This is a genomic window from Streptomyces sp. SP17BM10 (assembly GCF_036322405.1).
Classification (GTDB): domain Bacteria; phylum Actinomycetota; class Actinomycetes; order Streptomycetales; family Streptomycetaceae; genus Kitasatospora.
On sequence record NZ_JAQYXB010000675.1, the window covers coordinates 288,493 to 315,439 of the forward strand.

A 26,947-nucleotide genomic window follows, 5' to 3' on the forward strand; every position below is an offset into this window, starting at 1 on the left:
AGCAGCGAACTCCTACAGACACCGACGGACGGCGCCCCCGCCCGCGTTCAGCCGGTCAGGAACCGACCGTCCACACCGTGCGCTGCTCCGGCTGCGGCGGCGCCAGGACGAAGGCCGTGGCCCGTTCCAGCACCTCGCGCCCCGGCTGGGGGCACGGCCCGTCGCCCTGCGCCCGGACGTGCGCGAGCAGGCCGGGCTCGGGCGCCAGACCGTGCGTCTCCAGGTAGTAGGTCACCGTGTCGGTCCAGATCCACTGCCCGTCCGTCCGGAACCCCAGCGGCACCACGCCGCGCCGCGCCGGATCGACCACGTCGTCCATCAGCGTCGGCGTGAGCAACACGGCTGCCCCGTCACGGAGGTAACGCAGCACGGCCTGCCGCGCCGGCCCCTCCGGCAGCCGGACACGGTCCGGCGCGAAGCCCGGACCCGTCACCGGATCCACGGCGTCGAACACCGCCGCGAGCCTGAACCCGCCCGGCTCGGCCTCGTTCATCCTCGGTACTCCTCCCGCCCGCCCGGCGCGTTCCGCACCGGAGTCCACGTCCTCTCCGACGGCCGGCCGGCGGCGGGAGGTTCACCCTGGTCCCGCCGGTCAGACCGCGGCCCACGCGCTCCAGTTGCCGTTGGTGTCGCGGACTCGGCTCCAGGTGTGACCGTCGGTGCCCATCGCGCCGATCTCGAAGTTTCCGAAGCCCATGTCCGTGGCGAGGATGCCGACCGGGCCCGCCAGGATGCCGCCCATGGAGACCCAGCCGCTCTTGTGGCCGGCCTTGTCGGTGGTCCAGCGCGTCCACACGGCGTGGTCCGTGCCGATGATGAAGACCTCCTGACGGCCGTCACGGAAGTAGTACGTCGCCGTGCCGTCGCCGTACGCGCCACCACAGAGGTACTTGCCGCCCCACACCTTGCTGCTGCACGTACCCACGCCGCTGCCGCCGCCCAGATCCGCCGCACCGGCGGGCGCCGCTCCGACGGCAAGGGCGGCGAACGCGGCCACGGCGACGGCAACGGCCTTGATCTGCTTCATGATTGCTCCAGGAGAGAGGCACGGGGACGGACCGGGGACGGGCGAACACCTCGGCCCCTCATACGTGCTGACGGAGGAGCCGCAGGAACGGGTTCAACCTGTTCGGTACGCGGCCGCGTCAGTCGGTGATCCAGTCACCGGCGAACATCACGGTGCGTCCGGGGCGAAGGGTGATCGCCGTGTGCGCTCCTCGGGTACGGATGGGGCGGGACCAGTCGACTCGAAGGTCCCAGCCACCGCCGTCACCGGACCGGCAGCGCCTCACGCGTGGCCCACCGGACGGTGCCCCCGGAGGCGGCCATCGGTGCGACGATGCCCACGCGGTCACCTTCAGCCGGCGGCTCCCAGGTCCAGGCGGTAGTGCGCCGGGTGGGGCGGGCGGACGCGGTCGGGCGGGGCGATGGCGTCCCGGCGGGCGAGCCAGGTGCGCAGGCGCTCGGCGGCGGGGCGGATGCTCCCCACCTCGTGGAGCAGCACGCGGGCGGGGACACCGGCCGCCGGGTCGGGCTCGTCGACGGCGACCACCTCGAAGCCCGTCCCTGGCGCGAACACCACGGCCGCGGGCTCACCCGGCTCACCGAACGCCGAGCAGCGCCGCCCGCCGACGGACCACACCGCGAACTCCACCCCCACGTCCTCCCCCAGGTCAGCCCCCACCGCGGCGAGGCCGCTCACCGGCGCCCACTCGGTGAAGACCGCGCCGGGCGTGAAGCGCGCCAGGTCGCCACCACCGGCGGGCGCCGCGAGCAGCACGCCGCCGTAGTGGCTCGGGAGCCGCCGCAGCCCGGCGGCGAGGCACCGCAGGTACGGCCCCAACGGGCCGGGCGCACCCGTGCGGGCCGCCGCGACGAGGTCCTCACGGGCGACGGGGAGGTCGGACTCGGTGTGGTGCAGCAGCACCGCGACGAGCTCCGCCCCGGGATCGCCCCCGGCACCCTGCGGGCGAAGGCCCGGCAGCCGGGTCGCCGCATCCTCGGCCCGGCGCGCGAGGCGGGGGTAGGCGCCCCCGAGGAGGGCGACCACGGCGGCGCGGTCTGCGGGAGGGGTCGGGGGCGAGGCCGGGGACGGGGGCAGGGGCCGGGCCTCGCCTGCCGGATGCGGCATCGACGGGACGGCATCGGACGACGGCCCTTGGGGCGATGCGCCGTCGCTCCCGGATGCCGGATGGGCGTCCGGCGCCGTTGCTGCACTCGGCTCGGAACCCGCGAAGGCCCCGCCGGCGGCCGGCGACACACCATCTCGCGGGCCTCCGACGGCGGAGACCGGCCTCGGAGCAGGTACGGGCTCAGGAGTGGCCTCCGCGTGGGGCGGCTCAGTGTCGTCCCGTTCCGGTGCACTCGGAGAAGCGGGTACCGAGAAGTCGGAACCGCCGACTTCCGGCGCCTCGAGCGACACAGGAACCGCAGCCCCGTCGAGCGACGCCGACATACCAGGCAAGACCGGCACCGAAAAGTCGGACCCGCCGACATCCGGCGCATCGGGCAGCGCAGGAACCGCAGCCCCGTCGAGCGACGCCGGTGGCAGGACCGGCAGCGGAAAGTCGGACCCGCCGACTTCCGGCGGCGCCGGCTCGGCGATGGCCCCACCGGGCAGCTCCGGGGCGGGCCACAGGAGCTCCGGGCCCAGCCAGTCCAGCCCGTGGAGTCGGGCGCAGAAGCGGCCCACCGTCTGCGACTCCGTGTCCATCGTCCCCGCCACGACCAGGCCGAGCCGGGGGGCGGACGGGAGGGCTCCCAAGGAATTCCCAAGGTGGGCCCAGGTGTCCTCGGTGACCGGGCGCCCCGGGGTGCCGACGACGAGGACGGGGCGCGCGGGGTCGGGGCGGCGCATGCGGGGGCCGCGGTCGGTGGTGCCGGAGGGGCGCAGCCACAGGCCGGCCGCGACGGCTTCCAGTTCCCAGCCGGGGAAGGCGGGGTAGCGGGCGGGTCCGGGGGGTGCGGGGGCGTCGGGGCGGCCGCGCCAGGCGACGGCGGTGACCTTGCGTTCGACCGGGCAGGCGGCCAGTTCGGTCAGGTACGGCTCCCAGCCGGCCGTCCCGTCGGGCGCCACGTGCACGTGCCGGTGCCCGGCGCCGTCGCGGACGGGCAGGCCGATCGCGGCCCGCACCTCGTGCCGGAGCGAGGCTGCCACGACCGCCGCGAGTTCGACGAGTTCGATGGGTTCGGCCCACGGCGCGCTGAGCAGCAGCACCGAGTCCGGGCTCGCGGCCGTCATCAACTCGGATGCCGAGCGGACGACGTGCGCGCCCGAAGGCAGGCTCCCCGACGGCTCGCCGACCACCAGCAGGACGGCGCCGTCCCGCCCCGAGGCGCGGTCGAGGATCGCGGGTCGTACGGCGGGCGCCCCGGGCGCCCCGGGTGTCCCGGGCGTCGCCCAGAAGCCGCCCCCGGCCAACGGCGTGAGCGTCGTCGCCGCAGGCCACCGCTCGCCCACCGCCTCCGCCCGCAGGTCGCCCGGACGGCAGCGCCACCAGGAGCCGCCCGCCACTCGAAGCGTGCCGTCGGGCTCGACGGACACCACCGCGTCCGGCGCGACGACCGTCAACCCGGTGCGTCCGGCGATGAGTTCGGCCGGGCGACGGCCCTCGGGCCCCGGTGCGGCCAGGCCGGAGGCCGCGAGAACGAGCGTGTCGACCCCCAACCCTCGTGCCGATCTGGTGAGTTCGGTCAACGAAGCACGCAGCACGGGCGCCGCGTCCTCGGCCGCCGCGAGGACGAGCAGGCTGTGCGCCTCGGCCCGCACCGGCGCCAGGGCCGCCGCCAGCCCGGCCGCCTCCGCGCCAGGCGGTGCGATCACGAAGTGCGGCCCCAGCGCCCGCAACGACGACCGCTCGACCACCCGACTCACCGAGCCGCCCCCAAATCCCCCGCCGGCCCCGCCGGCCCCGTCAGGCGGCCGGTCTGCACCTGCACCGTCCGGCGTCGCGTGATGTACAGCCCGCGCCCCGCCGGGAACTCCCGCGGCTTGAGGTTACCGAAGACGTAGCCCTCGGACGGCGGGCAGGAGAGCAGCAGCGTCGGCGAGTTGACCTCCTGCAGCTTGCGGACCAGCGGGTCGCCCATGGCCCGCGCGATGCCGTTGGCGCCGCGGGCGACGACGAGGTGGAGGCCGATCTCCGCGCCCTGGGCGAGGTCCTCGAGGAGGGCGGCGAACGGGTGGGCCCCGGTGCCGGCGCCGACGAGGTCGTAGTCGTCGATGAGGATGAAGAGTTCGGGCCCCTCCCACCAGTCCCGCAGCTTGAGGCGGGCGGGCGTGATGTCGGCGGGCGGGATGCGGTTCTTCATCGCGCGCGACGCCCCGTCGACGATCTGGCGGAGCTTGTCGAGGGCGACCGCGTAGCCGAGGCGGTACTCCTCGGGGACGGCGTCGTAGAGGCCGCGCCGGAAGTCGACGAGCATGATGCGGGCCTCGGCGGGCGTGTACGCGGCGGTGATGCCGCGGATGACGAGTTCGAGCAGGTTGGTCTTGCCGGACTCGCTGTCGCCGACGACGAGCAGGTGCGGGTGCTCCTCGAAGTCGTGCCACAGCGGGGCGACTTCGGTGTCCTCCAGGCCGATGGCCACGCGCAGCCGGCCTTCCGGCGCGGGCAGTTGCGCGGCGTCGAGGCTGAGCGGCAGCATCCGGACCTCGGGGGCGCGGGGCCCGGTCCAGTGGGCGGCCACGGCGTCGACGAGGTCGGCGACGCCCTCGCCGAGGTCGTCGGTGCCGCCGGAGCCGTCGATGCGGGGCAGGGCGGTGAGGAAGTGCAGCTGGTCCTCGGTGAGGCCGCGGCCGGGGAGCTTGGGCACCTTGGCGGCTGCGCGCATGTTGATGACGGAGTCGACGGCGTCGCCGAGGCGCAGTTCGAAGCGGGTCTGCAGCTGGTCGCGCAGGCCGCCGGTGATCTCGCCCCAGCGGGTGGTGGCGATGACGAGGTGGACGCCGTAGTTGATGCCGCGCTGGGACATCAGGGTGAGCGGCTGGACGAGGTCGTTGAACTCCTGGCGCAGGGTGTTCCAGCCGTCGATGACGAGGAAGACGTCGCCGTGCGGGTCGCCGGCCAGCGCGGGGTCGCCGGCCGCCTTGCGGCGGCGGAAGGCGGCGACGGAGTCGATGCCGAGGTCGGCGAAGTACTTCTCGCGCCGGGTGATGATGCCGTTGATCTCGGCGACGGTGCGCAGCACCCGTTCGCCGTCGTGGCGTCCGGTGACCCCGCCGACGTGCGGGAGGCCGCGCAGCGCGGAGAGGGTGCCGCCGCCGAAGTCGAGGCAGTAGAACTGGACCTCGCTCGGGGTGTGGGTGAGGGCGAGGCCCGTGACGAGGGTGCGCAGGAGGTTGCTCTTGCCGCTCTGCGGGGCGCCGGCGATGCCGATGTGGCCGCCGGCGCCGGAGAGGTCGGCGGTGAGGAGGTCGCGCAGCTGGTGGAAGGGCCGGTCGATGACGCCGACGGGCAACTCCAGCGCGCCGTGGACGTGTTCGTCCTCGGTGGTGAGGCCGCGTTCGGGGTGCGGGACGAGCGGGGGCAGGAGTTCGTCGAGCGTGGGCGGCACACCGAGGGGTGCCAGCCAGACCCGGTGGGCGGGCGGTCCGGCGTCGCGCAGGCGGTCGGCGGCGATCTCCAGCAGGGAGCCCGCCGGAGTCTGGGCCTCCTCCTCCACCGCGGCCGCGACCGGCGCCTGACGCTGCATCACGTACTCGGTGCCGTACCGGACGACCTGTCCGGCGACGACGGCCTGCTGGGCCGCCCGCCGCTTGGGCCGGTACGGGCCCGAGACGTAGGCCGCCTTGAAACGGGTCAGGGTGGAGATGTCGCTGCGCAGGAAGCCGTTGCCGGGCTGGGACGGCAGCTGGTAGGCGTCGGGAACGCCGAGGACGCCGCGGCTCTCCATCGCCGAGAACGTCCGCAGACCGATCCGGTAGGACAGGTGGGATTCCAGCGCGCTCATCCGGCCCTCGTCCAACCGCTGGGAGGCGAGCAGGAGGTGGACGCCGAGCGAGCGGCCGAGCCGCCCGATCATCACGAACAGCTCCATGAAGTCCCGGTGGGCGGACAGCAGTTCGCTGAACTCGTCGACGACGACGAACAGGGTGGGCAGCGGCCGCAGCACCGCGCCGCCCTCGCGCGCCGTCTCGTACTCCAGGAGCGACGCGTACCCGGCGACCCGCAACAGCTCCTGGCGGCGCACGAGTTCGCCGTGCAGGGCGTCGCGCATGCGGTCCACGAGCGCGGCCTCGTCGGCGAGGTTGGTGATGACGGCGGAGGTGTGCGGCAGGGTGTCGAGGCCGAGGAAGGTCGCGCCGCCCTTGAAGTCGACGAGGACGAAGTTGAGCACCTCGGAGGAGTGCGTGACGGCCAGCGCGAGGACGAGCGTGCGCAGCAGCTCGGACTTGCCGGAGCCGGTGGCGCCGATGAGCATGCCGTGCGGGCCCATGCCGCCCTGCGCGGACTCCTTGAGGTCGAGGTCGACGGGCCGGCCGTCCGGGCCGAGGCCGAGCGGCACGCGCAGGCGCTGCGGTATGCCGCGCTGGGCCCACAGGGCCTCGACGTCGTGGGCGTGCAGGTCGGGGATGCCGAGCAGGGCGGTCAGGTCGAAGTCGGTGGCCATCGGTTCGGCGGCGTCGACGCCGTCGGCGATGCGGTAGCGGGCGAGCTGGGCGGCGAGCCGGGTGGCGGCGGGCAGCGCGAGGGCGTCGGGGCGGCCGAGGTCGGTGACGACGTCCTTGCGGTTGCGGTCGGCGCCGACCATGGCGAGCCGGCCGTCCTCGATGCGCAGCCGCAGCGTGGCGCGGGCCGGGCGCCACTCCAGTGTGTCGGCGAGGTCGACGAGGACGGCGTTGCGGTAGCCGGTGAGCGCGGCGCGGCTGCCGGCGTGCGCGCCGGGGCCGTCGAGGACGAGGACGGTGAACGGCTCGTCGCGGCTCGGGACGGCGTCGGGCTCGTACGCGGGCCGGCCGGTGAACTCCTCGCCGAGCAGCTGCTCGACCTCGCCGAGGCTGCCCGCCACGAGCCGGACCGGGCCGGCGCCGTCGGTGTCGGTCGGGTGCAGGGCGTGCGGCAGCCACTTGGCCCACTCCCAGTGCGCGCGCCGCTCGGTGTCGGCGACGACGGCGACGTGGAGCTCGTCCGGCCCGTGCACGACGGCGAGTTGGGCGATCATCGCGCGCACCAGCGCACGGGCGTCCCCGGGATCGTCGGCGCGCAGCAGGAGTTGGGCGAAGCCTCGCAGGTGGATGGCCATCGGCTGGTCGGCGACGGTGCCGTAGGCGTGGATGAAGCGGCGCAGCGCGTGGGCGCACAGCGGCTCGAGGTCCTCGACCGGCTTGGTGGCGAGCGGGGCGAGCGGCGTCGCGAGGCGCTGGGCGCCGACGCCGATCCTGACGTCACTGAAATCCGGGTGCGCGGCCCGCCGTTCCCACAGCCGGGTGGTGCCCACCAGCGACCACAGCTCGCCGGGCGCCGGGTGGCGCCAGGCCAGCGCCTGCCGCTGGGCGTCGATCGAGCGGCGCACCTGGCGGCGCATCTGGGCGAGGTAGCGCAGGTAGTCGCGGCGCTCGGCGCGCAGTTGCTGCTTGCGGTCGCTGGAGCCGCGGACCAGCTGGGTGACGAGCATGCCGACGGCGGACAGCGCCATCATGCCGACCGCGACGTAGCTCAGCGCGCCACCGCCCTCGGGCCCGGCCGGGCGCAGGAACATGAACACCATCGACAGCGAGCCGAGCGCCATCGGCGCCATGCCGATCACGCTCGCCATGCCGCTCTGCTTCTCGGGCAGGACCGGCGGCTCCTGGAGCTGGACGTCGCCGTCCGGCATCTCGGGCCCCGGACGCCTGGGCGTCCGCTTGACCAGGACCACACTCACTCAGGGCTCCTCACGTTCCGCCGCCGTCCACTCACGCTGACGGGCGGCGGCGACCGCGGGGTTCAGCGGGGTGCAGCCGGACGCGGCGGGTGCGTGAACGCCGACTCCCGCGCGGGCCGTTCGAGAAGACGGAGAACACTACGGACCCCGACCCCCGAGGAGTGGCGTGAGCACCAGCGCCGTCGCAGGACTGTGCCGATTGAGGTTCCACGCGCCGGAGGCGGGCTTCGAACTCGCCGTCCCGGCCGACGTCCCCCTGGCCGACCTGCTCCCCGCGATCATCGGCCACGCCGGCCCGGACCTCGCCGAGAGCGGGCTGGAACACGGCGGCTGGGTGCTCCAGCGGCTCGGCGAGGAGCCTTTGGACGAGGAGCGGAGCGTCGAGGCGCTCGCGCTCCACGACGGCGACGCGCTCTACCTGCGCCCCCGCCACGAGGCCCTGCCGCCGGTGCACTTCGACGACCTGGTCGACGGTGTCGCCACCGGCATGCACGAGCGCGGCGACACCTGGCGCCCCGCCCTCACCCGCCGCCTCGCCCTCGCGCTCGCCCTGGCCGCCCTCGCGGCGGGCTGGATCGTGCTGGCCCTCCCGGGCCCGGCCGCCCCGCGCGAGGCCGTGGCGGCGGGCGTCGCCGTGCTCCTGCTGCTCGGCGCGGCCAGCGCCTCCCGCGCGATGGCGGACGCGGGTGCGGGCACCGCGCTCGGCGCCGCCGCCGTCCCGTACCTGGGCCTCGCCGCGCTGCTGCTGCCCGCCGGTCCGGGCGGCGACGACCTGCTCGGGGCCCGCGTTCTCGCGGCCTCCTCCGCGGCGGCGGGCGCGGCCGTGCTGTCGCTGGCGGCGGTGGGGGCCGCGGCGCCGCTGTTCATCGGCCTGGTGCTGGTCGCCGCGCTCGGCGTGCTGGCCGGAGCACTGCTCCTGCTCGGACTCGGGACGGACCAACTCGTCTCGTTCGTCTCGGTGTTCGCCGTCCTGGTCGGCTCCTTCGTGCCGTCCGTCGCGTTCCGGCTCTCCGGCCTGCGGCTGCCGATGCTGCCGCGCAACGCCGAGGAGCTCCAGGAGAACATCGATCCCGTCCCGGCCGCCGCCGTGCTCCCCCGCGCGCTCGTCGCCGACGACTACCTGATGGCGCTCTACACCGCGATCGGCGCCGTCTGCGCGGTCTGCCTCACGATCCTGCCGTTCAGCGGTGGTTGGGCCGGCGCGGCCGAAGCCGCGGCGCTCGCGCTGCTGCTCGTCCTCCACGCCCGCGCCATCGGCAGCATCCGCCAGCGCCTCGTGCTCCTGCTGCCGGGCGTCTACGGCGGCGCGGTGCTGCTCACCCGCGTCACCACCGACGCCTCCCCGGCGGGACGCCTCGCCCTCCTCGGCGCCCTGGTGGCCCTGACCGCCGCCCTCCTGGTCGCCGCCTGGACCGTCCCCGGCCGGCGCCTCCTGCCCTACTGGGGCCGCATCGCCGACCTCCTCCACACCCTGACCGCCCTCGCTCTCCTCCCCCTCGCCCTCCAGGCCTGCGGCCTCTACCAGCACCTGCGCGGCCTGGGCGGCTGAGCCCCGGCACCGCCCACCCCGTGCCCCGGCCGCTGTCAGCGGCCGGGGCACGGACATGTCCGGTCGGGATTCACGGGGCCTGCGGGCGGCCCTCGGCCACCCCGCGTCAGTCGTCCGCCGGCTCCGGCTCGGTGCCCCAAGCAGCGCCGCCGTAGAACTCCCAGATGTTCCGGTACCAAGCGGCGACGGCCGCCGGGTCGCCGTCGGTCCCGGGCCACACCTGCTGTTCCCAGCCGGCGGTCGCCGCGTCGAACGCCGCCCGGTCCTCCGCCAGCCGCTCCTCGGCCCGCCACACGGAGTTCTGCAGCACCACGACGTCCTGCCCGGCCGCCAGCGCCGTGTCGTACTGCGCCGTGGCCGTCCTGACGGCCGCTTCGGAGGCGAGCACGGCCGCCCGGAGCTCCCGGCGCGCCGGGTCCGCTTCCACGTACTCCGTCAGCGCCTGGCGACGCACCAGTTCGACCTGGTCCCGGTAGAACTCGTACTGCGTGTTCCCCTCGATCAAGTCGCGCATCACGTGCTCCGCCATCCACTCCACGCCCGGCGCGTAGGCGGTGGTGGTCTGTTCCCGCGCTGCGGCTCTCAGCTCGGCGATCCTCCGGCCGAGAGCCCGGTGGATGTCGTCGGTCGCCCCCTTCCAGAGCGTTCCGGCGTCCGCCGCACCACCGGTGACGAGCTTGCTGTGCCGGACCGCCTCGTTCAGGTAGGGCCCGATCCGATGGACGAGCTCGAAGCCCGTCGCACCGTCGACGCCGAGCTTGTCCAGCTCCTCCAGGAGGCGTTCGGTCCGGATCCCGCTGAGGGGGTGCGACCGGTGCCGTTGGGGCACCAGGGCGGCGCGCTCGCCGTCGTCGGCCAGTCCGGCCGCCTCGCCGAAGTAGTACGTCAGGGAGTGGGCGATCTCGGCGAGGTCGTCCGGGGCGAACCGGCCTTGCCAGTCCTCGATGCGCTTCGTCAGGTCGTCGTCCCTCGCGTGCTCCAGGAACACCCGGCCGTACGACCGGCCGAACGCCTCCTCCAGCTTGAGCCCGCGGGTCCATCCCTTGGACGGCTTGAACTCCAGGGCGCCCCGGGTCAGACCGCGGTGCGGACTGATGTCGATCGAGATGATCCTCATTCCGGCGAACGCGAGTTCGTCCATGACTCCACTGCGCATCCCGACCGCACCCACGACGACGTGCTGGTCCGCGAGGTACCTCAGGAGCGAGAGCTCCTTGCGGCGGTTGCCGACGGAGGGCCAGTCCCAGTAGTTCCGAAGCTGCGGTCCGCCCCAGCCGTCGGGCTTCTCCCCCATCGGCACGACGTCGACCCCGGGGAGGTTCTGCCGCACCTGGGCGATGATCTGTTCCAGTCCGTGCGTCCCGGTGTCGAGGGCGGGCGCGTTCGCACCCGCCCGGTTGCTGTGACCGGACGCCCGGTACGGCACGATGACGTACCTGCGGTTCCCGTCCGGTCCGAAACCGCCCAGGGTCCGCAGGTCCTCGGCGAACGCCACCGCTTCCTCCGGCGTGTACCGGCCGTACTCGGCCGCGAACTCCGGGATGTAGAACGTCTCGCGCGCGACGTTGCGCAGATCGCGCGGGTCGGTCGTGGCCCTCAGCTGCAGGAGCTCGGCCAGCCTCCTCGTCTGCTTGTCGTCGAGGGGCTGCGAGGGGCGCTCCAGCTGCTTGATCTCCTTGTGGACGGCGCCGTTGAACAGGTGCGCCTTGATGTCCTCGGTGGCCTGCGTCTCCCCCCGGCCGCCGAAGCCCCGCGGCAGCTCGCGGTCCGTCGTGTAGACCACCCGTCGACCGTTCCTGATGAGGTCGTCGTGCAGGTTGACGATCTGTTCGGCCTGGCCACGCGTCCCGTGTCCGACGTTCCAGATCAGCAGGCTGAAGTCCTTCTTCGTGATCATGGCTCCGCGCATGTGGTACATGTCGCCCGAGTTCTCCGCGCGGATCACGTACGTCCTGGCGCCGTCGAGGTGCGCGGTCAGATCGGGTCCGGACAGGTGGTCACCGGGCAGTGCGGCCCAGACGTGGGTGGCTCCCGTGATCCCGTCGGGCCCGGCGGTCAGGACCGTGCCCGAGGCGGCGTCCGTCCAGACCAGTGCGCCGTCGGACGACCGTCGCACCGTCAGGGCGCGGGGTTCCTCGCCCGGGTCCGTCAGCACGACGACGCCCGGATCCGGGAGGCCCGTGCGCCCCATCCGCGTTTCGACCGCGTCCAGGGCCGGCCGGCCGGTGCCGAGATCGAACACCAGCGGGGCGATCTCCGCCGGCTGGTGCGCCCCCGGGGCACCGTCCCGCGCGGGCGGCAGCGGAATCGCCGCACCGTGCTGCCTGATCAACGCCTGGACCTGTTGGCGTCGGCGCTGTGGCCGGTCCATGAGGTCGCTCGCCTCGTAGTGGCTTCCATGGAGGAAGACGGTGACCTGCGGGTGTGCGGGTTCGCCGTACTCGGCGACGATCTGTCGGGTGCTGGAGGCGACGATCCGCAGCCTGATGCCCAGGGCGTGCGCCACCAGGGGCGGAAACATCTCCCCTTCGTCCGAGGCCCAGTCGCGGTCCCAGTTCGCCACCGCGCTGCGCAGCGCCCCACGCTCCTCCGGGGTCAGCGGTCCGGCCTCCCGCAGCCGGCCGGGAACCCGGGTGTAGTTCTCCGCGATCCCTTCCGGCAGCGGCTCGTCACGGTGGTCGTCGAGGTACTGCTCGATCGCCCTGCGCAGGACTTCGTGCGCAGGAGCCGAGTCCGTCCGGTGGCGCGGGTCCAGGCCGGCCGGCACGCGGGAATCGCTCCGCGCCACCGCCGCCAGCAGACAGAAGCCGTCGCGGGGGACCTCGACCGGGTCACCCGTTTCCAGCCGGGTGGCGGGTCGCTCCGGCGGCGGACCGGGACTGCGGCTCTCCTGCCCCGAGGGCCCGCCGAACCTCACCGCGCGGTCGTCCGACCGCAGGTGGTGGTCGAGCGCGCCGACGGCGTCCTGCGCCGCGTGGTAGCCGTGCGGCAGGGGCTCGGCCGGCAGTTCGGTGCGGACGACCGAGCCGTCCTCGCCGAGGCGGTGCGACTCCCAGTGGCCGCCGGCCGCCACCGTCGGGCGGCCGTGCGCGTCGAAGCCGACCCGCTCGGCGACGAGCAGGTGACCCTCGCCCCCGGGGTTCCCGTGGTCCGGCGCGAACCAGACCGGGCCGGTGGCCGCGTGCACCTCCGGTGTGAGCCCGTGCTCGGCCAGATGCGCCAGGACCTCGGCGACCTGGGTGTGCCCGCCCCGCGAGGCCAGGTCGCAGGCGACGAGACGCAGGGCGGTGCGGCCGTCCCAGCCACCGCTGCCGTGCCACTCGATCAAGCGGTCGGCGAGCTCTCGCGGGCTCAGCGGGAGCTGCCCGCCGGAGGTGTGCAGGGCGACCAGCCGGACGTCCGACCGGTGGGGGAAGAGGGCCAGGGCGGCAGCCGTGGCCGGGTCCGGCGGCTCGCTCGACGGCCAGAACGGCCCGTCCGCGCCCCCCGGACGGTCGACGGGGTGGGCGGTCGCGGGGCTCGGCTGCTCACGCCGTGCGGACTCGGGGGCCGCGTGGGGCGCGGACGGGTCGTTCGCCGGCGGGGTCGCCTCCCGGTGCTCGGCCGGCGCCGTCCCGTGCGGCGCCGCCCCGGCCGGCGCCGGGTCGTTCGGCCGCACGGTGGGCGCCACGGTCTTGTAGGCGATCCGGTGCTGCCGCTTCCTTCCCTGCGGGTCGGTGATGGCGACGTCGAAGGTCCCGTCCACGTGCTCGTACCCGTACGGGATCTCGACGTCGAACTTCGCGCCGTTGAACGCGAGCTCCCTGGTCGGCACGGCCTTGCCGATGTCCTTCGGATAGGCGGCGACCACCCGGATCCCGGGGTAGGCCTCGTTGAGCTCCCGCACGACGAACTTGCAGCTCTCGCAGGTGCCCTTGGTGGAGAACACGACGAACACCCCGGACACCGCGTTCTTCTCCTTGAAGCCCCAGCGCTCCAGCTGGCCGTAGGCGGCGTTCAGCAGGCTCACCTCGGCGTCCTTCCGCTGGTACCCGAAGGTGTGGTCGGCAGGGGGCTTCCGGAGTTCCTCGGCCACCGCGCGCTCGGCCCGCGCGTACGCGCCCACCTTCGTGTCGGCCTCCCGGTGGAGCACGAACGCCTCCTTGGCCAGCGCGTTGACGCGCTCGTTGTCCCCCCTGTCCTCGGCGTCCTTCAGCGCCTGCTGGATCCGCTCGACCTCTCGGTGCGCGTCCATCGCCTCGGCATGGCTCCGGTTCACCCGCTCGATCGCGTCCCAGAACCCACGTGTTCCGCCGGAGGCTCCTTCGTCCTGCCACGTCTGCGCCCGTGCGGCCTCGGCCGTGGCCATCGCATCGGTGACCTTCTTCATCGACGACGCCCGCTGCGCCTCGGCGGCCTCCTTCGCGGCCGCGACCCGCCGCACCTCGGCCTCCGTCCCCGAACCGCGCGTCGTGACCCAGGTCTTCAGTGCGTCGAGTGCCGCCTTGTACTCGGTGGCCGCGCTCCCCAGCTCCGCGGATGCCGCCGCGTGCTTCGAGGCCGCCCCGCCGAGCAGTTCCGCGACCCTGTCCGCCCGCCACTTCTCGGCGCTCCGGTACCCCTTCCCCGCCTTGATCGCCTTCTCCTCGGCGGGCCAGAACTGCGTCTTCAGGTTCTGCAGCTCCGCCCGGGTGTTGATCCCGGGGAACTGCTTCGCACCGTTGTTGGCCCGGTCCGATGTCCACGCGTACTCGTAGGGGTTACCGGCCTTGTCCTTCCCCTGCAGACGCAGGTGTCCGATGGCGAACGTCATGCCGTCGTGCGGGCTCGGCAGGATGCTGTTGACCAACGGCCTGATCAACTGGTCGTCGGAGGGGGCGGACGGCGGCTGTTCCCCGTCCGGCGCCGGGGAGCCGTCGTGACCGGCGGCCGGGTTGAGGGCGCTCTCGATCACGTCGGCTTCGGCGGGGGGGTGGTCGGTCCGCCCGGCCACGGCGTGCGGCTCGGCGGGGACGGGGTGCGGTTCGCCGGTCGCCAGGTGCATGAACTCCCGGTAACCGTCGAACAGTGCCTCCTCGGCGTCGGTGCGGCCGACCGGGTTGGCCGGTTCCGGGTGGGTGGTCCGCGGGTCGGGGCCGTAGAGGCGTTCCAGCAGCGGCAGCAGTTCGGGCTCGTTCGCGCGGACCCAGTCGGCGCCGTTGTTGCGGGGCAGGCCGGTGCCCGGGTCGTAGCCGTGGTTGGCGCCGAGGTAGGCGTTGGTCAGCTGGGCGAAGAACTCGTGCTCGTCGGCGGACGAGTAGTTGCCGACCAGGTCGCCGCGGGTGTTGCGCCGCCCGCCGTCGGGCCAGGCCGTGACGGGCTCCTCCGCGAAGAGGTCGGTCAGCCCGTCGGCTTGGCGCTTGCCCGAGTAGACGTCCCCGATGAGCTGCTTCTCGCGCTCCGTCAGCCCGAACTCATGGATGGCGTGGGCGATTTCGTGGGTGGCGGTGGAGTAGCCGTCGGGATGGGCGGTCGCCGACCCGTCGGCCGGCTTGACGGTCGTCCGCGCCCCGAGGAGGTTCTCCTCCGTGATGGCGACCACCTTCTCCCAGGAGGCGCCCCGGATGGTGTCCCAGGACCGGCCGTCGCCCGCGTCGCCGCCGGCCTTCCGACCGCGCAGGCCCTCCATGCCCTGGACGTGCGTCATCGGCACGTCGCGTGGCACGACGACCACCCGGACGCCCTCGCGGAGCAGCCGCGCGGCGACCTCCGGGTCGTGGAGCATCCGGGCCACCTGCGCCTCGGCTTCCCGGCGTGCGGCGACGGGCTGGTGGGTACGGGGGTCGACGTCGACGACCAGCCGGGCGGTGGCCCGGGCGAAGTCCGCGGCCCCGAGTTCGGAGCGCAGCCCGCTCACGAAGGCGGCGTCGCCCGCGAGCCGTCGCCGGGTCCCGGCGTCGAGGTGATCCAGTGCGGCCACGCGCTCGTGCACGGGGCCGGTCGTCCGAGCAGCGCCACCGGGCGCTGCCGGAGGCTGCTGCCGCTCCGCCGCGGCGTCCCCGGAGGGTGGCGCCGCGGTCGGCCGCTGCTTCTTGCCGACCGGGTCCTGCTGTCCCGCTCCTTCGTCGCCCTCGCCGTCACTGTCACGGGCGTCGTGCGTGCGCTTGAGCGCGCCGTCGTCCGCGGCGCTCCCGACGGGGCGCAGGGGCGTGTAGTGGCGTTCGTTGAGGAACACGTGGAGCTCGCGGTCGACCACACCGCCCAGCGGCTCCACGCTGTGCTGCGTCTCCCCGTCGAAGATGTGCAGCCGCGTGCGCAGCGCCGAGGCGACGATCCTGGGAACGAGATCGCCCGCGGTCCCGGCCCATTGGCCCTGGGTGGCGATCACCTCGCGCAGTCCCCGGAACGTCACCGGGAACTGCGGCGTGCTGAACTCGGCGGCGTACTGGGCGACCGCCTGCCGGTTGCGGTCCATCCAGCCGACGACCTCGTTCCGCAGTGCCTGGGCGCCCTCGGTCCGGCCGAGCAGGACGTCGACGGAGTGGTAGAGGCAGTCTCCGTCCCGGGGTACCTCCGCGACCACCTCGTAGCCCCAGCTGTACAGGGAACTGGCGTTGTAGCGGCTCCGGCAGTACGCCCAGAGGCCGGGCAGGTGGGGCAGCAGCTCCGAGGAGTACCACTGGTAGAGGCTCTCGTGTCCGGGAGGCGGCGCGGCGGCCCGGAGGTAGGCGTCGAAGCCGGCCAGGTAGGCGGTCTCCTCCTCCGTCCCGGCCAAGTACGGTTCGACCTCGCGGCGGAGCCTGTCGTACCGGCGCTGGAGGTGCTCGGCACGGTGCTGGAGGAAGGTCTGATAGTCGACGGACCGCCTGGCGGGGAGGTTGAGCCTGTTCCGGATGCTGCTCAGGGACATGTAGTCGAAGCCGCGTTCCTTCCCGTACACGTCGATGGGTTTGCGCCACCAGGCGGTTCGTTCCGGCGCGTCGTAGTGGTTCGCGCCGGTGCGGTCCGGACGGGCGTTGTCGTAGGGCTTGGCGTACCTCCCGGACGCGGTGGGCGGCTCGGCGATGATCGCCCGCTCGTAGCGCGGCGCGAGGCCGCCGAGCCTGGTGCGGCCGCCGCCGACGTCGTGCCACTGCTCCATCCGCTTCGAGCCGCTGGCACCTTCCTCCTCCAGGTAGGAGACCCGGTGACCGATGAGCGCCGAGGCCTCCAGGTTTCCGGAGCGGGCACCGAGGTGGTCCAGCTTGTGCTTGCGGTGGAGGTAGTCGTACAGCCGGAGCTGCCCGGTCCTCGTGCGCCCGGTCCAGTCGGTGACCTCCGGGCCGGCGTCGCGCCAGAAGCCGGTGACGTTGTGGATGGTGTCGACGCCGAGTTCCTCGCGCATCTCCGCGACCAGCGCGTCCCACTTGCCACCCCGGCGAGGGTGCGGATCCCCGGTGACGATCACGGCGTCGTAGTCGCGGGCGACCTCCCGCAGGATCTGTCGCGTCCCCTCGAAGCTCGTGTCGTGCTCCATCCGTGCGCGCAGGTCGGACCAGTGGGTGCGCTTGCCGGTGAAGCGGGACCAGAGCACCAGGACCTTCCCCTTGCGGTCCTCCGGCAGGTGGATCCCGCGGCCCTCCAGCCACTCGTGGATCCGTCCGTCGTGCTCGTCGGACATTCCCCAGGCGTCGCGGACCTGGTTGCGCAGGTCCTTCGAGAAGGTCCGGGCGACGTAGTCGGTGCCGTCCGTGACGCCCCAGATCTCCTTGACCTGGTACATCTCGTCGAAGGACTTCGCGATGCCCCAGTCCTCCCGCGCGATCCGCTCGGCCTCGCGGTTCAGCGCCTTCCATTGCCCCTTCTTCTCCACACTGGGGACGTCCACGACGTGGATGCGGTCCGCGGAGATGCCGGAGTCGAGGTAGAACTGCGCGATCTCCCTGGACCTGTCGTTCACCGGGTCGTGGCCGGGCCGCCCCTCCTCCGGACCGCGGGCGATCACCACGTGCAGGTTGCGGTCGTGGAGCATCGAGACGGCGACGCCGAACTGGTCACCGGAGGCGTAGGAGGGGTGCATGATGATCGAGTTGTTCGAGGTGTCGCCCCCGGCTGGGGCCTCGTTGCCGCCGGGGTGGATCGGCTGCTGTCCGTCGGACACCCCGTCGCCGCCGTGCGTGCGCGGGGAGACCTCCGTCCCGCCCGGTCCCCCGGACGTGTGCGGCCGGACGGGTCCGCGCGGGGCCGAGACGGGATCCACCCAGACGTGGCTACGGGCGTGCGCGGGCGCCGCCGCCCGCGCCTGGTCCCAGGAGTGGCGTGCGCCGCCGCCCACCGGCGGGTCCAGGTGGCCGACGACCGAGGAGATCAGGTCCAGGTGGCGGCCGCGCAGTCCCGCCCCGCGCAGACCGTCCGGCGCCGGGGCCCGGTAGTCGCCGGCCAGGCTCCCGGCCACCGCGGGCCGGTGCGGGAGGTCCGCCTCGCGGTACTCGTCGCGCAGGCCGAGCTGGTGGCCCAGCTCGTGGGCGTAGTCGACGGGGTCGGCGTCCGGCCACCAGGAGTGCTGGTCCATGCCGCGCTCGCGGCCCACCAGGTCGACGGTCAGGTGCGCCTGCTCGCCCGGCTCGGCGCGCAGGACGGTGACGTGCATCCGGTCGCCGTTCGCCAGGCGGTAGCGGGGCGCGTTGAGGTGCTCCTCCACGCCCCGGACGACCTTCTCCCACACCGGTCCGGCGTCGTGCCCCGCGCCGCCGTCGCGGAACGCGACCCGCACGGTCAGGTCGGTGACCGGGCCGTCGTGCTCGAACCGCCGGGCGTCGAAGCCGGACCGGACGACGAAGCGGGGCGTCCGGTCCGGCCTCATCCGGGGCGCCGGGGGGCGGGTGCCGTCCTCGGAGCCGGTCCGGTCGTGGGCCGACGGCCCGGTGGCGCCGTCGGAGGACGTCCGCAGGAGGTCGCCGAAGGTGCGCCGGTCGGAGGAGGACTCGTCGAACGCCCGGGCGCGCTCGCCGGATTCGGCGGTGCGGAACGCGGTCCCGGTCCCGCCCGTCCGGGCCTGGACGTCGGCGAAGCGCGGGGAGCGGCCGAGCTCGTCGACGACGCGCTGGACGTACTGCGGATCGACGGCGCGCCGGCCGCCGGCCCCGATGAACTCGACGGTCTGTGCGGAGGGTTCCCACTCCCCGGCTGCCTCGCGCCGGCGGAGGAGGTCGGCCATCTCCTCGGGAAGGATCTCCTTGCCGTCCAGTACGGGCCGGCCGTTCTCTCCGACGTCCACGGGGACGGAGTAACGGGTCCCGTCCTGCGACACGTGGCCGAGGACGTCGGAGAGGTGTCCGACCGTCGGGGTCCCCTCGGCGACCGGCGCGACGGGTACGTCGGTTTCGCGGTTGTTCTTCGGGAGGTCCGGAAGCGGCTTCGGCACCTCCGGCAACGGCTTCGGGAGGTCCGGCAACTCCTTCGGCACCTCCGGCACCGTCGAGCCCGACGTCGCGACCCGCACCGGCGGGGCGACCTCCTCCGGTCCGCTCTCCGACGTCGCCACGTGTGCCGGCGCCTCGGGCTCGCTCGACGGCGGTGCGGACGGCGCAGTGCCGCCCTCCGACGAGGTCCTGACCGCCCCCTGCTGCCCGCCTACCTCGGACTCGGACGGCTGCTGATGCTCCGTACCACCCTGGACCTTCACCGAATCGGGCGCCGGCGCGATCGGGGCCCTCTCCGATGCCGAGGACGAGGAGGAGGACGAGTCGGAGGACGACGTCGTCGTCCGGCCCCCGACCGTCGACGTGCTCCCCGCCTTCGGTACCTCGGTGTGCGCCGACTCCCCCGAGTGCTCGACCTTGACCGGCATCGGCTTCGGGCGTGGCACCGGGAACGGGGCGGACCGGCCGGTCAGGTTCGCCACCGCCGAGAGGATGGTGAGCGGGTGGTTCCACGGCAGGTACCGGACCTCCGGGCCGGTGTCGTTCGGGTCGGCCAGCTTCTTGCTCACCCACTTCCCGTAGTGCTCCAGGAGCGGGGCGGCGCCCTTGTGCCCCATGTGGCCGATGAAGCCCATGGCCATGCCGGAGACGAAGGTCTCCCACGTGACGGAAAAGGAGTGGTCGGGCCCGAAGGTGAGGTTGTAGAAGCCCTCGGTGAGGCCGTTCTGCACGCCGGCGCCGAGGTAGCCGCCCACGGCGATGCCGACCCTGAACAGCCTGGTGTTGCCGCCCACCTTGTCGAGCAGGCCGGGCACCTGCTCGGCCAGGTGCGCGATCCCCTCCGAGCTCAGCCCGCGCGACCCCAGCGCGTCCCTCATCGCGGTGCGCAGCGCCTCGTGCTCGGCCGCGCCGCGCCCGCCGCTCACCGCCATCGCGTGGGCGAAGTCCTTGCCGAGCTGCGCGGCCTCCTCCCTGCCGAGGACACTGCCGAAGTGCTGCTCGAAGACCTGCGCGACGTCCTTCTCGAACCGGGCCACCGCGTCCTTGCCGAGTTCGCGCAGACCGCCCGTGAAGGCGTTGCCGATCTCGTGGGAGTAGCGGCCGATCGTCCGGGCCAGGTCGTTGCCGAAGGCCTCGGCGGACTCCCTGGCGAGCCACTTCCCGCCGTCCCGGGCAGCGGCTCCCGCCGCGGCGTGGGCGGCCTCGCCTGCCAGGGCGTTCTCGGCGCTCCTCGCGGCGTCCCGGGCGGCCGCCTCCGCAGCGGTGCGCCGGGCCTCGTTGGCCAGGGTCCGCTCGGCGCCCGTCGCGAGGTCCTTCGCCGCCGTCTCCCCGAGCGTGCGGACCGCGTCCTTGGACAGGACGCCGTTCAGGCCGTCCTTGGCGAGCCCGTTGGAGACCTTGGCGAGGTCCCCGCCCAGCACCCGGCCGGCCTCCTTGCCCAGGCTCTTGCCGATCACGCCCCGGAAGAGCTTGGTCAGCCCGCCGCCGAGCAGGGCCAGCGGGCCGCCGACGACGCCGTTGAGGGCGCCGAACTCGACCGCCTGGAGCGTGGACTTGGAGTCCCACTCGCTCTTGTCGCCGCGCCCGATCTGGATGAGCTGGATGATCGTGTCCATCACCAGACCACCCGCGATGCTCACGACGGTGTGCATCAGGATCCGGTCGATCAGCCAGGCGAGGATCTTGCGGATCACGCCCTCGGCGACCGCTCGGGCGGCCACGATCGTGCCCAGGGACGCCCCGCCGGTGAACGGGCTCGCCGCGATCGCCCAGGCGATCTCCAGGGCCAGCTGGATGAGCTGGGCGATCGTCATCCACTTCGCGTACTCGACCTGGTTGGCGGTGTCGTGCGCGACCTGGCCGAGCTGGGCGCACTGCTTGCCGGCCAGGTCGAGGGCGTTGTCCTTGCCGCCCGCGCCGACCAGCGCGCCCGCCGTCGCGGCGAGTTCCGTGCCGGCCTGGCCCGCGATGTTGGCGGTGCAGTACGCGGCGGCCTGCCGGACGTAGTCCTCCAGCTGCGGCATGTTCTTGGCCACCAGCAGGTAGTAGTCCCCCGCCTTGCGCAGGTCGTCCTCGTTGGCCTCCGGCCACGCCATGCCGGTCAGACCGTGGAAGAGTTTCGCGAGCCCGTCCGGGATCTCGATCGACATGGCGGAGGGCTCCTGAGGGTACGAAGTGCGTCGGCCGGGCCGCCCGGGGCGCCACGGGGCGTCGGGAGGGCCTTACTTGACGGTCGTGGACAGGTCGTCGTCCGTCTTGGTGAAGAGCTTCGCGGCGTTCCCGCCGTTCTCGCTCAGCTTCTGGACGACCTGGCCGACCTGGTCCATCAGCTCGATGAGGTTCTTGGTCGGCCCGTCGACCGTCTCGTGGTAGCTCTTGCCGATCTCGTCGTGGCCGGCCGAGTCCCTGTTGTACTCGCCGATCTGCACGATCTTGGTGTTCATCTGGTCGAGCAGGGTCTTCATCGAACCCAACTCGGCGAAAGAGCTGCCCAGTTGGGCCGTGGCCTTGAACTCACCCACGGAACTCCTCCTGCCGCTCGCGCCGGGCGCCGGCGCCGGAGCCCGGACGCATCGCCTGGAGCGGGGCCAGCAGTTCGTCGAGTTCGGTGCCGCCGGTCATCGAGGTGCGCAGCATCTCGCCGAGGCCCTCGAAGGAGCCCAGTGCCTCCGTCACCTTGGCGCCCATGTCGGCGCGGGCCCGGTTGAGCACGTCGGTCAGGGCGGCGCTCAACTGGGCTGGGGCCATGGAGCGGTAGGCGGTGGTGTGGAAGGTCAGCGACACCACCTCGCCCTGTGCTCCGAGGACCGCCGTGATCATGCGGTCCTTGGAGGTGACGGAGACCGTCTCGGCCTGGAGCTTGCGGGTGGCCTCCTCCAGCTTGACCTGCTGCACGCGCAGGGTCTCCATGGCCTCTTCGATCTGCTGCGCGAACGGGGAGACGGCCATCGGGCTCCTCTCGGAGAAGGACGTGCACCGGGCCCACGGGGGGGAAGCCCGGTGCACGCCGGCTTTCGGGGTTGTCACTCCGGTCAACGGGACGGGCGGCGGCCCGCGTTCAACCCGCCGCCGTCAGCGCCCGATGACGCCGCTCACGGCGCCGGCGTCGGTGCCCCAGACCTCCTCGTCCTCGGCCAGCCAGGTGGTGCGCTGCCGCTCCTTGTTCTCCTGGGCGCCGGCCCCCGCGCCCATGCCGCCCGGCGGCATCATGGGCGGCATGCCGCCGCCGCTGGTGGTGATGTTGCGGCCCTGGAGCTGGGACTCCTCCTGGGCCGGGTTCGGCCCCTTCGGGCCGGGCCTGTCGGTCAGGGTCTGCTCGGCGGCCGCCTTCTTGGCGGCCGCCAGGGTCGCGGCGTCCGCGGGCGAGTTGACGATGCCGCCGTCGGTCAGCGCCTTGCCGCCGTAGAACCCGCCGGTGACGGACAGCGGCTCGCCGGACCCGGTCTCCGGCCTCGGAACGCCGACGTCCAGGTCCGGCAGGCGCAGGCCGCCCGGCGAACCGTCGCCGAGGCCGAGGGAGCCGAGGGAGCCGGGATCGAGGGAGCCGGAGTCGTTCCATCGGTTCCCGCCGCGCAGCGACCCGAGGTCGAATCCGCCGTTGCCGCCGGTGGTGGGGTCGAGCGTGGTCAGCTCGTTGAGGGCGTGCTCCTCGTCGGCGAAGAGCTGGTCGTTGGTGGTGACGGGCTTGCCGTTGGCGTCGAGGAGTCGGCCGGCCTTGTCGATCGTGCCCTTCTTGCCGGCGTAGACCGGATTGCCCCGGGCGTCCCGCAGTTGCTTGCCGTCCGGGCCGATCACCATGCCGTTCCCGTCCACCTTCGAGCCCGGCGGCACCGTGAAGTACCCGCCCCCGGGGACGACCGGCGCCGGCTTGCCCAGCGTGGTGCCCGGCGGGACGACCAGGGGTTGGCCGTCCGACCCGAGCACCGGCTTGTGGTCGGGCCCGATCACGTGGCCCTGGCCGTCGATGGTCGAGCCGGGCGGGACGGTCAGCGGCTGGCCGTCCTTGCCGACCAGCTTGTTCCCGTCCTTGTCGAGCAGTGGGACGCGCATGCCGCCGTCGTTGCCGCCGCTGGGGTCCAGGGTGAGCGGCCCGCCGGGCTTCGGCGGAGGTGGTGCCCCGCCGTGGCCCTTGCCGCCCGCGCCTCCGCCGGCACCGCCACCCGCGCCGCCGTCGAGACCGAGGTCTCCACCGCCCCCCTTGCCGCCACTTCCGTCACCGCCGCTACCGCCACCACTCCCGCCGCTGCCGTCACCGCCCGGACCGGGGGGAGCCGGCGGCGCGATGGGCGTCCCGGTCGGGGTTTCGACCCTGAACCTCGTGTTGATCTTCGTGCTGACAGCGGTGAACTGCTGCCCGAGGATCCCCATCGCGGTGCTGGCGTCGAGGTCGAGGTATTTGACGACATTGTCCCGCCAGACCTTCTTCGCCAGGGCCTCCACGGCGTTCCGGAACTCGTCCGACGTGACGTCCATCCCGTTCGAGATGACCGTCTTCTTGGCGGTGTCCGCGTGTGCGGGCACGATCAGCTGGTTGAGCGCGTACCGCAGGCAGGGCACCGGGGACGCCTGGGTGTTGAAGGGCCTGAAGGCCCCCCTGTCCGTCAGCCAGGCGTCCCGGGCGTCCAGGAGGGCCTTGTAGGCGGTCTTCAGGCCGTCCGCGGCGGTCCCCAGCGCGTCGGACGGGTTCCCCTGCAGCGTCATCTCCAGCTGGAGGACGCTCACGGCCTGCTCGAAGCTCGTCAGGTAGGACTTCAGCTCGCCGGCGGCGGAACCCTGGAAGTCGCTCCCCTCGACGTCCAGGGTGTCGGCCACCTTGTGCACGTCGCCCTTGACCTCGGCCAGCAGGGCCGTGAGGTGGTCGATCAGGTACCTGCCCGACTTCAGACTGGGCACGCTGGTGGCACTGTTGTCGCCGCCGCCCCACAGCCCCCACATCACGTCGGTCCACCCGCTCGTGAAGTGGGCCCACTTGTTGGCGCCGGAGTTCCAGCCGGGCTTGTCGTCGCCGTTGCCGTTCCAGTTGCCGTTGAAGCCGACGTACCAGCTCGCCGTCGTGTCGTTCTTCGACTTCTTGACCGGGTGGAGGACGGCCACGATGTCCATGTCCTTCTCGGTGATGGCCGTCGTCGAGCAGTAGGCGCCGCTCTTCAGCCAGTCCCCGGACACCCCCGGGTTGGCCACGTCGTCCCGGGACGGGTAGTCGGTGATCCCGAAGGCCTTCAGGGCCGTCTCCCACGGGTAGTTCGGGCTGCTGTCGCCGCCCCCGCCGGTTCCGGTTGCGCCCAATCGACTCACGCTCCTGCGATGCTACGTACGGAAGGGGCCGAGGTCCGGAAGGGATCCGTCCCGACCCGGGTATGTGCCGCCGCCGGCCCGGCGCCGACGGCGGCGTCACTACGGGGCCGGCGGGGTCCCCGCGGGTCCCGGCGGCGCGGGCGTGGACGGGCTGCTGAGGATCTCGAACATCTCCGCCGCGGTCAGCGCGTGGTCCTCACCCTCCTTGAACTTCATCTTGGCGATCGCCAGCCCCAGGGTGATGTCGTCCAGGGACTTCACCAGCGCGTCCAGTTCGGCCTTCACACCGCCCGCGAAGGTCTTGAACCTGCTCTGCATCTCGGTCGAAGGCCCGAGCCCGAGCGCACCCAGCAGCTTGGTGTAGGTGTCCGGGTAGTTCTTGTCCCCCGGGGTGTCGGCGCCGCCGGCGAACGCCTCCACCTGCATGACGAGGTTCTTGTGACCGTCCGTGGGTGCCGGCATCCCGGGCGGCGTGGCGTCTCCGGTGAGCCACTGCCGCCAGAGGTCCACCTTCGCCGTGAGATCGGCGATCGTCTGGTCGTTGAGCCGGAGCTCCTTGGCCATGCCCGCGCTCCGCTCAGAAGCCCGCGGCGGCGGCCCGGTCGGCGTACCTCATGGCCTGGTTCATCGTGTCCAGGGCCGTGGCACCGTCGTGCATGTCGCGGTGCATCTGCTCGGAGCTGCGCTGCGCGAGGGTCACGAACTCCTCGAACGCCTGCTTGTACTGGCCGGCGTTGGCCTCCATCCCCTTGAGCCGGCCGATCAGCTCGGCCAGGTTGCTCTCCATGGTCCGGGCCGCGCTGAGCATGTCCTGGAAGGCCGCGTCGATCGACTCGTGCTTGAGCATGATGTCCGTGGGGCCGCTCATGGGCGTGTCCTCCTGGTGTTCTGTGGTCTACGGATGAACGGTTCTGACGAGACGTCAGCTCGTGCCGCCGAGGGCGTGGTAGACGCCGTCCGAGGCGCCCCAGTTGCCGCCCTGGACGTGGGCGTCCTCCTCGGCCTTCACGAGGATCTGACGGGCGCTGCCCAGGTCCTGGGTGAGCTTGTCGAAGGCGCTCATGACCTGCTTGTACTGCGTGACCCAGTCGTTGACCTTCTCCTGGAAGGCCCGGCTGGCCCCGGAGACGTAGTTGGCGGCGATCTCCATGTTGATCCGCTCGACCGTCTGGCCGGAGCTGATCATCGCGGCGATCTGCCCCTCCAGGCTCTGCAGGGCGGTCTGGATGGCCTGCTGCTCCACATTGAGCATGCCGGGTGCGGGGGTGGTCATCGGAGCTCCTTTCGTTCGTCGGTCTACCTCGTCAACGGAGGCCGTTCGCGGGCCGGTTCAGCCGCAGGCGGGAGAACTCGCGGGGGCCGTGGGCGTGCTGGTCGGAGCACTCGTCGCGGCGCCCGCGACCAGGCCGGACGGATCCAGGGCCGGGCCGGCCGGCAGCAGCCCCAGGACGCCCGACGGGACGGCGACGGGGGTGGCGCCGGCGTAGCCGAGTTGCTTGGCGGCGGCGGCGGACGGCAGCGGGTAGCGCGCGCCCGTCTCCGTCACCAGGTACTCGGTACTGCCCGTGCCCGCGCCGGAGAGCGCCCGGACGAGCGCGCCGCGCCCCGGGCGGACGGCGACCAGGTCGGCAGCGCGGTCACCGACCGCGCATCCCGGTACGGGCGCCGGAGGCCTCCCCGCCCCCGCGTCGGCCGCCTCCAGGACCGTCACCGAGCCGACCGGCGCCCCGGCACCCACGTGCAGGTCCGCGCACACCCCCTCGTCGCGCAGCGGGGTGACGAGCGCCGGCGGGGACTCGGGCAGGCCGGGCGCCGGGGCACCCGCGCCGGGAGCCGTGTGGGCGGCGAGGTCGGCGGCGCCGATCCGCGCGGGCGCCGGAGCCGTCCCGGCGTACGCCTCGCTCTGGGTGCGCGGATCGCCCACCAGCAGGGCGAACTGCGTGGCCGTCATCGGCACCAGCCCCTCCCGCTGGAGCACGTACCGCACGCCGCCGGGGGCTTCGAAGAGCTGGCCGACGCGGGTCGGGCCGCCGGCCAGTGCCGGGCCCGGGTCGCCGCGACCGGGGACGGCGGGCGCGGCGAGGTCGGGTCCGGCCGGCAGCGCGTTGAGCAGCCCGGCCGGTACGGGGAAGGGCGTCGTGCCCGAGTAACCCAGTGCCTGGATCGCCTTGTTCGCCGTGTCGACGCGCAACCGCCGGCCCTGCCAGAGCAGGTGGACGGCGCCGTCCGGGGTGGTCACCAGCAGGCCCTGGCCGGGCGCCAGCGCCTTGCCCTCCCGCGCCGGGTCCAGTTGCACGCCCAGCTTCGGCACCGGCGCGGCGCCGCCGGCCCCCGGCTGCACGGTGGCGCACACCAGCCACGTGCCGCCCGCCAGGTCGGCGGCCGGTGGCAGCCCGTCCGGGGCGCCCGCGATGCCGACCGGCGCGCCGCGCGGGGTGTCCGCGAGCGAGGCGCGGCTCACCTCCTCGACGGCCATCTGCTCGCCGGCCACGAGCTTCGCGCTCGTGTCGTTGAGCACCGGGTGCAACTGCCCGCCGACGTAGAGGTAGCGGGCGCCGGTCTCCTTGACCATCACCAGCGTGCCGGGCTTGGCCCACGCCGTGTCGCCGCCGGGCACCATCACGCCGTAGACGGCGACGCCGAGGCCGATCAGCGCGCCCAGCGCGAGCCCGGTCACCGCGCCGCGCGTGGTGCGTCCGGTCGGGGTGTCGGCGGCGTCGGGCTCGGCGCGCAGCATGCCGGAGGCGAGTCTGCTCACCACGAACAGGTGGGCCTGCACCTGGTCGCGTCGGGACTGCATCCACGTCCTCCCCGTGTCTCCGGGCGCCCTGGTGCGCGCCCCTCTCCGTGAACGGGGCCGACGGGCGGGCGCGTTCAA

Annotated in this window: 13 protein-coding genes; 1 reads left to right on the forward strand and 12 read right to left on the reverse strand. The window is 73.5% G+C overall.

The window, feature by feature from the left end; translation table 11 throughout:
* Positions 1-55: 55 nt before the first annotated feature.
* The 4 genes from PUR71_RS37095 to eccCa all read right to left on the reverse strand — a co-directional run bounded on the left by PUR71_RS37095 (position 56) and on the right by eccCa (position 7,866).
* Positions 56-493, reverse strand: a complete 438-nt coding sequence (locus PUR71_RS37095) for a hypothetical protein (RefSeq protein WP_329931660.1) — start codon at positions 491-493, stop codon at positions 56-58.
* 99 nt (positions 494-592) lie between these two features.
* On the reverse strand, positions 593-1,027 hold the full coding sequence (locus PUR71_RS37100) for a hypothetical protein (protein WP_329931661.1): 435 nt from the start codon (positions 1,025-1,027) through the stop codon (positions 593-595).
* Between the two features lie 330 nt (positions 1,028-1,357).
* A complete protein-coding gene (locus tag PUR71_RS37105; RefSeq protein ID WP_329931662.1) occupies positions 1,358-3,823 on the reverse strand; it encodes a hypothetical protein in 2,466 nt (821 codons plus the stop codon).
* Positions 3,824-3,870: 47 nt separating this feature from the next.
* Positions 3,871-7,866, reverse strand: coding sequence for a type VII secretion protein EccCa (gene eccCa, locus PUR71_RS37110; RefSeq protein ID WP_329931663.1), 3,996 nt, complete (start codon positions 7,864-7,866; stop codon positions 3,871-3,873).
* A gap of 166 nt (positions 7,867-8,032) precedes the next feature.
* On the opposite strand from eccCa, the gene eccD reads away from it, so the two are divergent.
* Positions 8,033-9,415, forward strand: coding sequence for a type VII secretion integral membrane protein EccD (gene eccD, locus PUR71_RS37115; RefSeq protein WP_329931664.1), 1,383 nt, complete (start codon positions 8,033-8,035; stop codon positions 9,413-9,415).
* Between the two features lie 106 nt (positions 9,416-9,521).
* Here the strand turns inward: eccD and PUR71_RS37120 are convergent, their stop codons facing one another.
* The 8 genes from PUR71_RS37120 to eccB all read right to left on the reverse strand — a co-directional run bounded on the left by PUR71_RS37120 (position 9,522) and on the right by eccB (position 26,869).
* Entirely contained in the window at positions 9,522-20,924 is an 11,403-nt protein-coding gene (locus PUR71_RS37120; protein WP_329931665.1) for a WXG100-like domain-containing protein, read from the reverse strand.
* Between the two features lie 72 nt (positions 20,925-20,996).
* Positions 20,997-21,296: a hypothetical protein gene (locus PUR71_RS37125; RefSeq protein ID WP_329931666.1), complete on the reverse strand. Its 300-nt coding sequence runs from the start codon at positions 21,294-21,296 to the stop codon at positions 20,997-20,999.
* Positions 21,289-21,723: a YbaB/EbfC family nucleoid-associated protein gene (locus tag PUR71_RS37130; protein ID WP_329931667.1), complete on the reverse strand. Its 435-nt coding sequence runs from the start codon at positions 21,721-21,723 to the stop codon at positions 21,289-21,291. Before PUR71_RS37130 ends, PUR71_RS37125 begins: the two co-directional genes overlap by 8 nt.
* 123 nt (positions 21,724-21,846) lie before the next feature.
* The gene (locus tag PUR71_RS37135; protein ID WP_329931668.1) at positions 21,847-24,060 is read right to left on the reverse strand and encodes a hypothetical protein; all 2,214 of its coding nucleotides are present in this window, start codon (positions 24,058-24,060) and stop codon (positions 21,847-21,849) included.
* Positions 24,061-24,168: 108 nt separating this feature from the next.
* The gene (locus tag PUR71_RS37140; RefSeq protein WP_329931669.1) at positions 24,169-24,633 is read right to left on the reverse strand and encodes a hypothetical protein; all 465 of its coding nucleotides are present in this window, start codon (positions 24,631-24,633) and stop codon (positions 24,169-24,171) included.
* Between the two features lie 13 nt (positions 24,634-24,646).
* The gene (locus PUR71_RS37145; protein WP_329931670.1) at positions 24,647-24,937 is read right to left on the reverse strand and encodes a WXG100 family type VII secretion target; all 291 of its coding nucleotides are present in this window, start codon (positions 24,935-24,937) and stop codon (positions 24,647-24,649) included.
* A 54-nt stretch (positions 24,938-24,991) separates the two neighbouring features.
* Positions 24,992-25,342 carry a hypothetical protein gene (locus PUR71_RS37150; RefSeq protein WP_329931671.1) on the reverse strand — a complete coding sequence of 117 codons (351 nt, stop codon included), beginning with the start codon at positions 25,340-25,342 and terminating at the stop codon, positions 24,992-24,994.
* A 57-nt stretch (positions 25,343-25,399) separates the two neighbouring features.
* Positions 25,400-26,869: a type VII secretion protein EccB gene (eccB, locus tag PUR71_RS37155; protein WP_329931672.1), complete on the reverse strand. Its 1,470-nt coding sequence runs from the start codon at positions 26,867-26,869 to the stop codon at positions 25,400-25,402.
* Between the last annotated feature and the right edge of the window lie 78 nt (positions 26,870-26,947).